12 protein-coding genes and 1 pseudogene are annotated in these 13,865 nt (G+C 56.5%); 10 read left to right on the forward strand and 3 right to left on the reverse strand.

Annotated elements, in window-relative coordinates; genetic code table 11:
- Positions 1–20 precede the first annotated feature (20 nt).
- The gene (locus A4E19_04645) at positions 21–782 is read right to left on the reverse strand and encodes a hypothetical protein (GenBank protein ID OQW32657.1); all 762 of its coding nucleotides are present in this window, start codon (positions 780–782) and stop codon (positions 21–23) included.
- 485 nt (positions 783–1,267) lie between these two features.
- Between A4E19_04645 and A4E19_04650 the strand changes: the two genes are divergently transcribed.
- The 3 genes from A4E19_04650 to A4E19_04660 all read left to right on the forward strand — a co-directional run bounded on the left by A4E19_04650 (position 1,268) and on the right by A4E19_04660 (position 2,678).
- Complete coding sequence (locus A4E19_04650) at positions 1,268–1,780, forward strand: hypothetical protein (GenBank protein ID OQW32658.1); 513 nt, start codon at positions 1,268–1,270, stop codon at positions 1,778–1,780.
- 25 nt (positions 1,781–1,805) lie between these two features.
- The gene (locus A4E19_04655; GenBank protein ID OQW32659.1) at positions 1,806–2,117 is read left to right on the forward strand and encodes a hypothetical protein; all 312 of its coding nucleotides are present in this window, start codon (positions 1,806–1,808) and stop codon (positions 2,115–2,117) included.
- Positions 2,118–2,327: 210 nt separating this feature from the next.
- The gene (locus A4E19_04660; protein OQW32660.1) at positions 2,328–2,678 is read left to right on the forward strand and encodes a hypothetical protein; all 351 of its coding nucleotides are present in this window, start codon (positions 2,328–2,330) and stop codon (positions 2,676–2,678) included.
- 75 nt (positions 2,679–2,753) lie between these two features.
- Here A4E19_04660 and A4E19_04665 read toward each other — a convergent pair whose 3' ends face one another.
- The gene (locus A4E19_04665; GenBank protein ID OQW32661.1) at positions 2,754–3,992 is read right to left on the reverse strand and encodes a hypothetical protein; all 1,239 of its coding nucleotides are present in this window, start codon (positions 3,990–3,992) and stop codon (positions 2,754–2,756) included.
- Positions 3,993–4,358: 366 nt separating this feature from the next.
- On the reverse strand, positions 4,359–4,829 hold the full coding sequence (locus A4E19_04670) for a hypothetical protein (GenBank protein ID OQW32662.1): 471 nt from the start codon (positions 4,827–4,829) through the stop codon (positions 4,359–4,361).
- Between the two features lie 255 nt (positions 4,830–5,084).
- Between A4E19_04670 and A4E19_04675 the strand changes: the two genes are divergently transcribed.
- The 7 genes and pseudogenes from A4E19_04675 (at position 5,085) to A4E19_04705 (ending at position 13,755) form a co-directional block, all read left to right on the forward strand.
- Complete coding sequence (locus tag A4E19_04675) at positions 5,085–5,552, forward strand: hypothetical protein (protein OQW32663.1); 468 nt, start codon at positions 5,085–5,087, stop codon at positions 5,550–5,552.
- A 147-nt stretch (positions 5,553–5,699) separates the two neighbouring features.
- Positions 5,700–6,947: a pyridine nucleotide-disulfide oxidoreductase gene (locus A4E19_04680; GenBank protein OQW32664.1), complete on the forward strand. Its 1,248-nt coding sequence runs from the start codon at positions 5,700–5,702 to the stop codon at positions 6,945–6,947.
- 190 nt (positions 6,948–7,137) lie between these two features.
- Positions 7,138–8,097, forward strand: a pseudogene (locus tag A4E19_04685) (Na+-dependent transporter).
- A gap of 277 nt (positions 8,098–8,374) precedes the next feature.
- Positions 8,375–8,563 carry a rhodanese gene (locus A4E19_04690; protein ID OQW32665.1) on the forward strand — a complete coding sequence of 63 codons (189 nt, stop codon included), beginning with the start codon at positions 8,375–8,377 and terminating at the stop codon, positions 8,561–8,563.
- Positions 8,564–8,682: 119 nt separating this feature from the next.
- On the forward strand, positions 8,683–9,252 hold the full coding sequence (locus A4E19_04695; GenBank protein ID OQW32666.1) for a hypothetical protein: 570 nt from the start codon (positions 8,683–8,685) through the stop codon (positions 9,250–9,252).
- Positions 9,253–9,273: 21 nt separating this feature from the next.
- Positions 9,274–10,338 carry a hypothetical protein gene (locus tag A4E19_04700; protein OQW32667.1) on the forward strand — a complete coding sequence of 355 codons (1,065 nt, stop codon included), beginning with the start codon at positions 9,274–9,276 and terminating at the stop codon, positions 10,336–10,338.
- Positions 10,339–10,413: 75 nt separating this feature from the next.
- The gene (locus tag A4E19_04705) at positions 10,414–13,755 is read left to right on the forward strand and encodes a multidrug transporter AcrB (protein OQW32668.1); all 3,342 of its coding nucleotides are present in this window, start codon (positions 10,414–10,416) and stop codon (positions 13,753–13,755) included.
- Positions 13,756–13,865: the final 110 nt, after the last annotated feature.

Here is a 13,865-nt window from a genome sequence, read left to right on the forward strand (position 1 = left end):
GTATCTCTCGTCAGGCGCTTTTAACGCGGTTGAGCAGATTGCTGTTCTCCTGGGTTTATGACGAGCGGAAGCTTAAGATTGTCAGGCACCAGGACCATTTTGGAGTTTTGGCTGTCATATAATTTTAAACGAAGGTATTCAGGGGTGAGCGTCCTAGTAATCGTTTCCTGGACTTTGGCCTGACCTTCCGCACGAATGCGGGCAATCTCTGCATCCTTTCCGGCGAGCAGCATTTCGAACTCTTTTTGTTCTTTCTGCTGTTTTTGGGCCTGCGTTTGTTCAAGGGCGGTTAAGACGAGTTGCGGTAAATCGACATCCGCAAGCGCGACACTACGAATCGCTAAGTGACTGTCCTTGAGCCTGTCCTGCACCACCATCTGCACCTTCTGGGCGATTTCCGCATTCTTCTCCCCCAGAACCAGCGCGGGGTACATAGCGACGACCTGACGAACCGCGGCCACAAATTCTGGCTGGACGATTTGTGAATAATACTCCTGTCCCACCGTCTGGGCTAAATGATACACCTCTTCTGGAATCGGCCTCAGCACAATGGCCGCTTTGATATCGACTTGTACGTCGTCTGCACTCCAGGCATCAACTTTCTCGGCGTAATTCTGCCAACGCACATCATAGAAGTAAATATCGTTCCACGGCGCTTTAAAGTGAGACCCCTCCTTAAGTGGCTCTTTATCAAGACCGGATGAACGCAACATGAGGCCTCGCTCACCTGGCAGGACAGTGGAGCATGCCGTCGTCAGGAGCAGGGATGCAATGAGAATCATGAGTGATGTTGCGCGTATCATTATGCCTCCAATGTATAGTCAGAATATTTTGTACAATAAATAGGTCATGAAACCGAGGCTACTAGTAAATTCCCGGACACTTTATTCCGAGAATAAAAGAACCATGGGCATCAAGGGGTATCCGTCAGGATGGTGCACACTGGTCTTGAGGTCTGCAGAGTACGTTCGAAAAAGGTCTTCTCAGTCTCCTCGAAAAAGGTCTTCTCAGTCTCCTCATGGGGAAATGCCGCAGAATATACCGGTATAGCTATTCAGGTAAGTCCGGTGGAGCGAGGTCGACGGCCTGCGGAATGTGGAATGTCTGGCGGCAACCCAAATGAGGGCATAAAATCCTCCACCTAGCTGGGGTGAATACTAGTCGCCGCCCTGTCTGAAAAGTGTTTATTCTTCATGTTTATTGACCTATCGAGCTGGAGACGACAGACCGCTCTAGGATGTCACAGCTATCGTGGATAGATGTAAGCATGCTCCAGGACATTCTCTTACAGATGGGGCTGGCGCTCGCCTATTATGCGATTCTTGTCACCATTATGCGGCTCGCTGGAAAACGGCTGGCGGGGCAGACCACGACCTTCGATTTGGTGATACTCATCACCATCAGTGTCGTCTTGCAGACGACCGCGCTCCGTGACGGAGTCCTTAACGCCCTCGTCTTTATCACTACGGTATTTGGTGCACACCAGCTCCTTGCGGTGGTCTGCGCTCGCTCAACCCGCATTCGTCGAATCGTGCGCAGTTGCCCTCGACCGCTGATCAAGAATGCCCGTGTGGACTACGAAGCGCTGGAAAGCGAAGGGCTCTCCCATGATGAACTTCTCGCTGGGTTGCGGAAGCTGGGCTACTCATCCCCGGAAGGAATAAAAAGCGCCATTCTTGAAGAAACCGGACACATCAGTGCGATTCCTTTAGAGCGAGAGGAACCAGCTCATCCCGCGAATGCGGCCTCACCGCCACTTCCTGTTCAGGGAAGGTCCTAGTGGTGAGTCGCCCTACGTTGCCGATATGAAGTATATTAGCTGTTGGCTCGAAGGGAAAGATCAGGCGAAGATTGCCGCCACAGCGATCATGGAGCTTGAGGTTCATGCCGATTTGGAGGAAAATCTCATCTACCCGGCTCTTCGAGAGCAAATCGACGAAGACGAGATGATGAATGAGGCCGTGGAGAAACACCATCTTGTCCATGTCCTGATTAAGGAACTCAAGAAGCTCAAACCAAAAGATGAGGTCTTTCAAGCGAAGTTCAAAGTCCTGGGGGAATGTTGCCTAAGGCACATGAGAGCGAGATCAACTGGGAAAAGCTGGAGACGGCGGTGATGAAGCGCCGAGAAACGATAATCAATAAGCTTTCAGGGAACAAGAAGGCCTCGAAGCGGTAGGACAGTGACGGTGGCGGGATAGATTCTTCCCTAACGGAGATGGCGGCCCGCCGCGCTACCTGACCGCCTCTAACACGCTTGACAGAGCTGCGCTGGCGATATCTGCCTCGTGCGATATAGCATTGGTGGCAGCCGTAGCCCGCATTGAATGCACACAGAGCCCGTTGACCTCGATGTTCAAGCCTGTCGCCTGCCCATATTTTCTGACGATATTCCGATAGATCGAATTTGCATTAAGCGGCCGCTCCAGCTCGCCGGTACGGTTGTTGCGCACCTGACGGAACAGCGGACCGTCTTTGTCATCGCATCCTTGATCCCATCTTCCAAGGGTTGGCCATCTCGTTACTCTTCGGTGTCGGGGGCTTCGACGTTGCTGACTCTCGTCGTGATCCCGGTGCTGTACTACTATGCTACCGGAAGACCGTGGGAGTTGAGACAGGCCGAAACGAAAACAGAAAACCGGCACGACATCCCTGACGTCAACATTCAGGTGTGCTGATTCTCTGGGCTTTGGTCTCGAGTGATCCACGCCGTAAGAGGGACGTAATATCATTCGCTGTCGATTAATCAACTGCTACGAAGTCTTGGCGCAACGGAACCCATAGCCGAACTGCCGACTGGATGGTTCGGCGTTGAATCGGAAGGACGAACGCAAAAATTCCTGGATGTAGAGCCAGTTGCCGCCCCGCACGACTTTCGACTTCCCTTTCGCCGGTCCTTGCGGATTTTTGGCCGGGCTCTTCTTGTAATAGTCATGGTCATACCAGTCGTTCACCCATTCCCAGGCATTGCCGGCCATGTCATAGATGCCATAGGGGCTCTTGCCCATTTCGAACATCCCCACCGGAACCAAGGCCATGTGGTTGGCCCATTGCTTCTTGCCGAAATTCGCATGGAGCCTGGTGGGAGCCTCGTTGCCCCAGGGATAAAGGCGGCCATCCGTCCCTCGCGCCGCCTTTTCCCATTCCGCCTCTGTCGGCAGTCGCTTGCCGGCCCATTTGCAGTACGTGGCGGCATCAAACCAACTGACATTGACGACGGGGCGTTTCTGATGTTGAGGTTGGTTCATGATATTCCACTCCGGCGGCGCCCCCTTGTCCGTGGCTTCCAGGTACTTGGCATACTGCCCCACCGTCACGTGGTACTTGTCCATATAGAAGGCATCGAGGTAGACGCGATGCACTGGCTGTTCGTCGGGGCTCATGGTACTCCCCATCGTGAACTCCCCCGCCGGCACCAGCGCCATGGGCGCGTCAGCCGGTTTCAGATTATCCAGCAAGGTGCTTGAACGTCTACCGGGGAGTTTGGCTTCCAACTGTTGATAGACGGCCTGTTGCTCCTGGTTGAGCCCCAGCTCATTGGCGCCGTCCAGGGCCTCCTCCGCCTGCTTGATCCGATCGGGATGAGGCTGTCCGTCCGCGATCAGACTTTTGGCTTCCTCCAGCAACCGCCACGCCGTGACTTCCTCCAGCGATCGCCACACCTCCATTTTTCGCAACCGTAGTTCCCTTGTCCCCGCTGTCCTCGATTTCGCATCCAAATGCAGCGCGGTTTCGTAATGTTCTTCCGCGCAGGTCCAGGCTTTCAAGCCTCGACAGGCCTCAGCCAAGCTAAAATGAGCCTGCACATTCGAGGAGTTCTTCACGATGCTGGCTTCCAACAGGGCGCGCGCTTCCGCATATTGTTTATTCTTGAGCAGACTCTCCCCCGTAGCCAAATCCTGATCGGCATTTTCGGCCGCCAACGCCGCCATGGAGACCACGGTCAGTTTCAAGCATACGAGAAAACCCAAGGCCCCAAGGGTCCATCTCATGAATACCTCCCTTCCATATTGGGAACTACCTTGATGTAGGAGGCTCGCCTCTCGTCCGGAGTACCGATCCCCGTCGTGAACTGGCTCTCATGCCCGGGAACATAACATAAAAAGAAGCCTCGTGGACGAGCGAATCTTGATGCGATCAGTCAGTCAGTTGGTCCTGGCAGTCTGAAGAAAGCGGCGGGACGATCCGAAGCCTGAGGCCGCCGTAAGTCACCTCTCGATTCCCGGCTGGCGCCACATACAAGACACACAAGGAAGGGCTTGTCACGAGCGGTCAGTATCAATTCCTCCTGAACAATCTTGGCCGATCTGTGCAGGAAGCGGAAGGAGACCTCGCATCCCGGTATAGGTATAGGATGCCTATGGTTGAGCTTGCGGCTTATCCTTAGAGATACCCTGTTCCACCGGCTTTCTCGACAAACTGTCACCCGCGACTCGTGTCACCGCGATTTCTCGGGGACTTCCCTCACCTTCGCGCTTGATCTGCAACTTCACGGTGCTCCCGGACTCTCCACGAATCATTTTCACCACTTGCTCATAGCTCTTTCCCGAAACCCCCGTGCCATCGACGCTGATCAACTCATCTCCGTGTCGAAGCCCGGCCTTGTGAGCCGGACCTTCACGATGGACTCTCCCGACGTACAGCGACGCCGGATCGCCCACGCGTTCCGCCCCGATATGAAGTGAAATCCCGATCACTCCATCCGGTCCCTTCGCTCCGTCTACGCCCGCTCCCACACCAGGAGTCTGACCTGATTGATCGGCGGCGAGAATCTCACCGCTCAACAAGAGACCGAACACCATCGCGATGACTGCTAATCTGTTCCGCATAGATATGCCTCCAATGACTGCTGATGTTGTGAAAAAACCGCCTCGGTTACTGGTATGGCTGTCGCGTTCTGCGACAGGGGAACATGAATCGTTGTAGCAAACAGCGACTCCCCACTCATTACTCATAAATTTGGCGCCCTGCAGAAGCCACTGGTGGCATGCCTAGGTGTACATCGCTCAGGTGTCTTCTTTGCACCTCAGATCCAAGCATGCCGAGACGGCTTGGCTGATAACCACCGGCTTACCGAGGTTGGGATGAAACAGACCATTTGCTTCACCGCTGTTTGCCTACTGATCCTGACGTGGACGATAGGCGGGTGGATCTTTGTGAAGGGATGGACCGCACAAGGAAGCGATGGTCGCACGGAAATCCTCTTGGCGCCGGCTGAGCGCGACCAAATCCTGGCGGAAATGCGGCTCCTCCTCAAAGCGGTGGATGGGGTCGTCAGAGGGCTTGGGGATCCGCAGCCCGGTTTGAAACAGATGGAAGAAATTGCCAGGGCGTCCGGGATGACGATGGCCGCAGACACGGAGCCGGCCATCATGGTCAAGTTGCCGCTGCCGTTCAAACAGATGGGGATGTCGATCCACAAAGATATGGATGCGCTGGCCGATGCCATCGCGCAGAACGAGACGCCGCAACAAATCTTGCAACGGTTGTCGAGTATGACCGCTCGCTGCACGGTGTGTCACGACATGTACAAATTCAGAGCGAACGAGTAACGGTCGTCGATTAGCAGCAGGCAGTGAGGAATCGACGTGAGAGCGAATCCATTTCCGATGTGGCGACTCACACAACCATGAGAACTCCTGTCATGGCCGGATGGCACAAGGCCTCGCACACAACTTTACTGGATTTGGAGGTGAACGATGGCACGAGTGGCGATCATCGGCGCATCGATCGGCGGCTTACCGGCCGCCTATGAAGCACGGGCGCTGTTGGACAAGAAGCATCAGGTCACCGTCATTTCAAACGTCGGTTCATTCCACTTCGTGCCGTCGAATCCCTGGGTCGCGGTCGGCTGGCGCACAAGGAAAGATATCAGCTTTGATCTGGCGCCGGTGCTGGCCAAGAAAGGAATCGAATTCGTCCATGCCACGGCCGATCGCATCGAGCCGGAACAGAACCGGGTCATCACGGCGAAGGGTGAGGTGCCGTACGACTATCTCATCATCGCCACGGGGCCCAAGCTCAACTTTGCCGCTGTGCCCGGCTTGGGCCCGAGCGGCCATACGCAATCGGTCTGCAATGTGGATCATGCAGAACAGGCGTGGGGCGCTTACCAGAGTTTCCTGAAGGACCCAGGTCCAATCGTCATCGGTGCGGCGCAAGGCGCTTCGTGCTTCGGCCCGGCTTACGAGATGGCGTTTATTCTAGACGCAGATTTGCGGAAGAAAAAAATCAGGAAGAAAGTTCCGATCTATTTCATCACCCCCGAGCCGTACATCGGCCACATGGGGCTTGCCGGTGTGGGGAAATCGCGGCGGCTGATGGAGGATGAGTTTGCCGAACATACGATCAAGCCGATCCACAATATGGCGATCAAAGAAGTCCGGCCCGGCAAGATGCTCTTGGAAGACGGCCAGGAAGTCCCGTTCCGGTATTCGATGATGATTCCGCCGTTTACCGGAGTCGAGGCCGTGGCGGGGACACCGGGCCTGTGCAATCCCAAAGGATTCGTCAACATCGATGCCTATCAAGCGAATCCCAAATACAAGAACATCTACGCGGTCGGCGTCTGCGTGGCCATTCCGCCTGTCGAGCAGACGCCGGTTCCGACCGGCACGCCCAAGACGGGATACATGATCGAATCCATGGTGTCGGCGGCCGTGCACAATATCAAGGCCGATATCGAAAACAATACCAAGAAGGAAACCGCGACGTGGAATGCGATCTGTCTGGCGGACATGGGCGATACCGGGATGGCGTTCGTGGCCCTGCCCCAGATGGCTCCGCGCAACGTCACCTGGGCGAAGAAAGGCAAATGGGTTCATCTCGCCAAGATCGCCCTGGAAAAGTATTTCCTGATGAAAATGAAGCGAGGCGTCAGTGAACCGTTCTTCGAGAAGGCGATTCTCGATGCGATGGGGATCGGGAAGCGAGAGCAGTCCGCGTGATGTCAAGACAGGAGGCTTCTCTCTGCGGTGGAGCATGGCAGTCGAACATTTGGCGAAGGTCGTCTGAATTCCTGCATAACCTGACGGGTTGAGCATGGCCAGAGACTCCCATCACACAATAACGATCCCCGATCCGGCAACGAACCGCTCATCGGTGGTACTCGCCCTGTCTCAATTTTTGCACCATCATTTGCTGTGGTTCCTGATCGGCGCCTATGTGATCGCGATTGTCTCTCCGGCGTTCGGTCTCTGGATCAGAAAAACTTCCCTTGGGGAGATCGTTCTCTTTCAGGAGCGTGCGCAGGTGTCGTTACTGCTCATCATGCTGGCCATGCTCATGTTCAATGCCGGCTTGGGTCTGAAGATCGAACATCTTCGAACCGTCCTGCAGAGGAAGTTCGCATTGGGGGCCGGGTTGGCCGCAAATGTGGCGATTCCGATGGCCTATATCTTTGCGGTGACCCTTGTGATGCGACTGTGGTACGAACCGGACGAAGCCCAGCACATCCTAGTCGGATTGGCGTTGGTCGCGGCCATGCCGATAGCGGGAGCGTCAACGGCCTGGGCGCAAAATACCAACGGCAATCTGGCATTGAGTTTAGGTCTCGTCCTGTTTTCCACTGTCTTGAGTCCGCTTGTGACGCCGATCGCGCTACGCGTATTCGGCGAGATGGCGGCGGAAGAATACGAACAGGTGCTGCATGGACTGGCTGCGTATGGATCGGGCGCCTTCCTTGGGCTGTGGGTCGTGGCGCCATCCCTGCTTGGGATTGCCGTGCGGACGCTTGTTCCGGCGGGATGGATGACGGTCGGCATGCCATACGTGAAGTTCGCCAATTCCATCACTCTGTTGCTCCTGAACTATTCGAACGGCTCCGTGTCGCTTCCCCAGGCGGCTGCCGATCGCGATTATGATTTCCTCGCCGTGACGCTGGCCATTACGACCGGGTTGTGTCTCTTGGCCTTCGCGACGGGGTATGGGCTGAGTTGCTTGTTTAACTTGGAACGAGCGGAACGTGTCTCGTTGATGTACGGACTGGGGATGAACAACAACGGAACAGGATTGGTTCTGGCATCACTCCTGTTGTCGTCCTACCCGCGGATCATGGTGCCGATCATTTTCTATAATCTGGTTCAGCATCTTGTCGCCGGGACTGTGCATATGGTGGCGGAGAAGAAATGGAGAGAACCTGAACAAGTGAATTCTAGGAGTACAGAAAAGTCGACATCAACGGAGAGGCCACGTGCAAAGCGCACCCTGTTGACGGCTTGAGTCGTCGCCGCGTTGGCTTTTGGGAGAATTGTTCGTTGTCCCCTTGTCATCGGCATTGCGTGGGAGGAGATGGGATCGCTGGATCGCGGCCGCTTCTAGCCTGAATCCTTTCCTGGGTCGGTGCCTCACATGAGCAAGAGGAAAGGAGGAGGTTATGAAACTCAATGAACAACTCAGGCTCATCGCCGGCCTGTTTGTGCTTGTCGCCGTCATCTTGGGAGCGACCATCCATCCGTATTGGAACTACTTTGCCGCATTTGTGGCGGTGAACCTCATACAATCGGCTTTTACCGGGTGGTGTCCGATGATGGCGTTGTTGCGCACACTCGGCGTACAAGAATAGCAGGATGGTGAAAACGCCCTTCAGCTTTATAGAGGTCAAGGTTGAGCGATTGAATCTTCCTCAGCCTTAACCTCGGCCTCTCGGTGCGTCTGGACGGGTGGGGGAGAAGAGAGGGAGGGATGTTCGATGATCAGGAGTCAGCCATGACGATTCCGCTTGCACTCGAAGGCGCCTTTGCGAGCGAAGAGGCGTTGCGTGAGATGATTGTCACACGGAAGGTCTGTTTCGATCACGACCCATTCTATGTCAAAGATGGATCGGATCGGGTCGTCAAAATTGGATTCCAGCTTAATCTCTATGCCGCCTTTCAAGACCCTGCGCACCTGCCGACTGGTGACGATTTTGAGCTGCGAGAGCTGGTGAGAGTTCTTCATCGCCTCTGCCGCGTGTTCTTTCAATCGCTGGAGCTTCTGAAACCCTGCCAATACCCTGAACCTCCGATGCATCGCATCGTCTATTCCCCGGAGCGTCGATATCGCGCGGAAGTCTGCCTTCAAATCCCGATTTTCGATCGTGGGCATTACGGCGCGAAACCGGATCGTAGCCTTGAGGAGCTGCTCGCGACGGCGGAATGTCTGCTTCGCCAGTTGGGAGCCAGGCGTGGGACATGGGACGATCAGAAGGGTGGGAATGCTCAACCCGAGGATCGGTGCGAGGACCATGCGCGGGCGGCCATGGGAGAACTCTGAGTCGGAAGGACCACCGCACGGATGATGTTCACGTCGGTGATATGCATGCTTATCGCGGTCCTGCTCCTGGCCGGCTGCGGATCGAAGGAAGAGCCGGTCACGTCGGTGTCGGCCGCTCCCCAGAAAATCATTCAGGCTGCGGTCGTCGAAGCCCGGCACACGTGGGTGCCGATCCGTGTGGAGGTGACGGGCCAGGTCGCTCCGATCTTCCAAGCCACACTCTCCAGTCGCATTCAAGGAACGATCGACAAGTTGCTGGTTCGCGAAGGGGCGAAAGTCTCCAAGAGGCAACTCCTGGTCCAGCTGGATAGCCGAGATCTTCAGGCAGACTTGGCCCGCGCTCGCGCGGAAGTCGAGAATGCAAAGGCGCACCTCGACCGTATGAATCAATTGTACGTGGAAGATGCGGTCTCCAAACAGGAGATGGAAAACGCGACCCGAGGTTACAGAGTTGCGGAGGCGAATCATCAGGCGGTGGAGGCTCAGCTCAGCTACACGGCGGTAAGGGCGCCCTTTGCCGGCGTCATCACCGAGAAAAAAGTGGAAGCGGGGGAATTAGCCTCGCCCGGCCAGCCATTGCTCAAAATGGAAGACCCTGAGCGTCTTCGGTTGGAGGCCACGGTGGCGGAAGGAGACCTCAAATCGGTATCCCGCGGCGATAGGATTCCCGTCATCATTGATGCGTTAGGAGGGCAAGCGTTGGTCGGCACAGTCAGCCAGATTCTCCCCGCCGGGGATCCACACACGCATACCTTCATGGTCAAGCTGGATTTGCCGAACACAGCCGGACTGAAGACCGGCATGTTCGGTCGCTTTCAGCTCGACAAAGGTGCCACGGAAACGATTCTTCTCCCCTCCACAGCCGTGGTCGAACGCGGTGAGCTCAGCAGCCTGTACGTCGTTGGGGCGGATCAGATCGCGCGGCTTCGGTGGGTCAAACTCGGGCGGCGCTTCGGCAATCATGTCGAGATTCTCTCGGGCCTCAATGAAGGCGAACGAGTCTTGACCGACGGCATCCGCGGAGTCGATGGAGCCACAGTCCAGATAGTCGAGACGATGGCTTCTCCGCCCGCAAAAATTCCGTGAAGGGTTCCTCGTGATGCGCAGAACAAATGGCGAGATACGCTTCACGAGATTCGAACGACACATGACGGTTGACGCATGACGACTTACAAGCCCGGATTGAGCGGCCGCATCGCGGCCCTTTTCATCGACAGTAAGCTCACGCCGCTCATCATATTGGGTGTGTTGCTGCTGGGACTGTTTGCCGTTGTCGCCACTCCCCGTGAGGAGGAACCGCAAATCGTCGTGCCGATGGCCGATGTCTGGTTGCCGTTTCCCGGTGCGTCCGCCAAGGTCGTCGAAGAACAACTCACGAAACCGATCGAGCGTAAGCTCTCTGAGATCAAAGGCATCGAATATGTCTACTCGATTTCCCGTCCAGGCGGCGCGCTGATCATCGTCCGGTTCTACGTCGGCCAGCCGATGGAACAGAGCCTGGTCGATCTCTACGACAAGTTGATGTCCAACCAAGACCTGTTGCCGTCCGGCGCGGAACCCTTTCTTGTCAAGCCGAAGGACGTCAATGACGTCCCGATCGTCACGTTGACGCTCTCCAGCGAGCGCTACGGGGAATTCGAACTCCATCGCCTCGCCAAACAGGTGTTGGAGGAGATCAAGAAGGTGTCCGGCACATCGGCCGGGTTCATCGTCGGCGGCCGGCCGCGTGAACTGCGCATCCAGATCGACCCGACAAGGCTGAAAGCCTACGGACTGACCCCGTTGCAGGTCGCGAATGTGATACGGGGTGAAAATCGAGCATTATCGACGGGCCGATTTGACAGCCGCAATCAAAGTTTTCTCGTGGAGACCGGCCGTTTCATACGATCGCGTGAAGATCTCGAGTCCCTCGTGGTGGGCGCCAGCGAGCAGCGGCCGGTGTATCTCCGCCAAGTGGCGGAGGTGATCGACGGACCGGCGGAAGCCACGAGTTACGTCTGGTTCGGGCTGGGCCCGGAAGCGAGTCGTTCGTCGTTCGTGAATCGTGAAGCGCAGAAGGGATCGCGAGATACGCGTCACGAGGAGCGTTTCACGGAAGAAGAGCCGGCAGTAACCGTCGCCGTCGCCAAGCAGGCCGGCATGAACGCCGTGACCGTCGCCGCGGACGTGATCCGAAAGGTTGAAGAGATGAAGGGCGTGACGATTCCGTCGGACGTGCGTGTGACCGTCACCCGCGATTACGGAGAAACGGCGCAGGAGAAAGCCAATGAATTGTTATGGCATTTGCTCATCGCCGTCGTCGCCGTGGTGGTCTTTCTCGGCGTGGCATTGGGGCCGCGACCGGCTCTCGTCGTGTCGATCGCGATCCCTCTGACCCTGGCTCTCACGCTCTTCACCTCGATGGTGATCGGCTACACGATCAACCGGGTAACGTTGTTTGCACTCATCTTTTCGATCGGCATTCTCGTGGACGATGCCATCGTGGTGGTCGAAAACACGTACCGTCACTTGAAGATGCGTCTCAGGGCCCATCACGACGCCTCCATCCAGGCGGTTGATGAAGTCGGAAATCCCACGATCCTGGCGACGTTCACCGTCATTGCCGCACTCCTACCGATGGCGTTCGTTTCCGGCTTGATGGGGCCCTACATGAGACCGATCCCCGTCAATGCCTCCATCGCCATGTTTTTTTCGTTGTTGGTCGCGTTCGTCGTGATTCCGTGGTTCTGCCAGACGTGCTACCGCCCCGGAGTCTCCGTATCGGGAGTGGACCATGAGGGCGACGAGAGGGGATTCACCGCTCGAATCTATCGGAAAGTCCTGTCCCCATTGCTGGCCCATCCGATTCTCGCGTACGCATTCCTGGGTGTCGTCGGACTGTTGCTCGTGGGATCGACGTTGTTGTTCTATACGCGCCATGTGGTCGTCAAAATGCTTCCGTTCGACAACAAAAGCGAAATTCAACTGGTCATTGATATGCCCGAAGGAACCACGCTCGAAGAAACGGCGCGGGTCACGCAAGCGTTGGGGCGATACGTGAAGACCGTGCCGGAGGTACGCGACTATCAGGCCTATGTCGGAACGGCCTCACCCTTTAACTTTAGCGGGCTGGTTCGCCACTATTACCTGAGGGAACAACCTCACGAGGCCGATATCCAGATCAATCTGGTCGCGAAGCATCGGCGCGACGCTCAGAGTCATGAGATCGCCCAACGAATCCGTCCACCGGTGCAAGAGATTGCCCGCGAATACGGAGCCAATGTGAAGATCGTCGAAGTGCCGCCCGGGCCACCCGTGCAATCGGTGCTGGTGGCGGAGGTCTACGGCCCCGACTACAACAGGCAGCTCGCCGTGGCTCGGGAAATGCGAACCCTGTTCGAATCCACGTCCGGAGTGGTTGACGTGGACGACTATATCGAAGCGGACCAGGTGAAATATGTCTTCACGGTCGATCGGGCGAAGGCGGCCCTCGCCGGCATTCCTTCAGAAGAAATCGTGAGCACGCTGCGCATGGCGCTCCAGGGGGCGAAGGTCGGGCTGGTCCATATGCCTCAAGAGAAGAGCCCCGTTCAAATCGTCCTTCGTTTGCCGATCGCCGAACGGACGGGTCTGGAGCATCTCGGCGAGATCGGGATGCGCACCAACACCGGCGGCATCGTCCAGTTGTCGGAACTGCTCAAGATCGAACAGACCGTGCAAGATAATGCGATTTATCACAAGAATCAAAAGCCGGTCGTCTATGTCGTCGCCGATGTCGGCGGCTCCGGGGCGGAGAAAGCCGAAAGCCCGGTCTATGGCGTGCTGGGGGTCGGGAAAAAGCTGGACGCGTTTCGTCCGGCGGAAGGGTATCAGATCGAACAGTATTACGCGTCCCCGCCCTGGTCGGAAGAGAAGATCGCCATGAAGTGGGATGGTGAATGGCACATCACGTATGAAACGTTCCGTGACATGGGCCTCGCCTTTGCCGTGGCCATGTTGCTGATCTATCTCCTGATCGTCGGGCAGTTCCAATCGTTCATCACCCCCCTGATCATCATGGCCCCCATCCCACTCACGTTGATCGGTATTCTGCCCGGGCACTGGCTGACCGGATCGTACTTTACCGCGACATCCATGATCGGATTTATCGCGCTCGCCGGGATCATCGTGAGAAATTCTATTCTCTTGGTCGATTTCATACAGCTCCAAGAACGAGCGGGTGTGTCCTTGTCGGAAGCCGTCATCACAGCGGGAGCGATTCGGACGCGCCCCATACTTCTGACCGCCGCCGCGCTGATGGTCGGCGCCTTCGTCATCATTCTCGATCCCATTTTCCAAGGGTTGGCCGTCTCGTTGCTCTTCGGTGTCGGCGCCTCGACGCTGCTGACCCTCATCGTGATCCCGGTCCTGTACTATCAGATGAGGGGAATGCCGTTAGGGTCGAGGCCGAACGATGCCGACGCGCCGCTGGAAAAAGAGGACGTGACTTCTGACCGTGCGCATTCAGGAGCCGTTCCAGTCTAGTTTTGTCACGCTGGTATAACCAAAAGACGGAGATTCCTGGGTTTCACGAATGCATGATCCATCTTAGGATTGATCCCAGAGGGGAGAGGCAGTCCGCTGTGCCCTGCAGC

The organism is Nitrospira sp. SG-bin1 (genome assembly GCA_002083365.1).
In the GTDB taxonomy this organism is placed as follows: Bacteria; Nitrospirota; Nitrospiria; order Nitrospirales; family Nitrospiraceae; genus Nitrospira_D.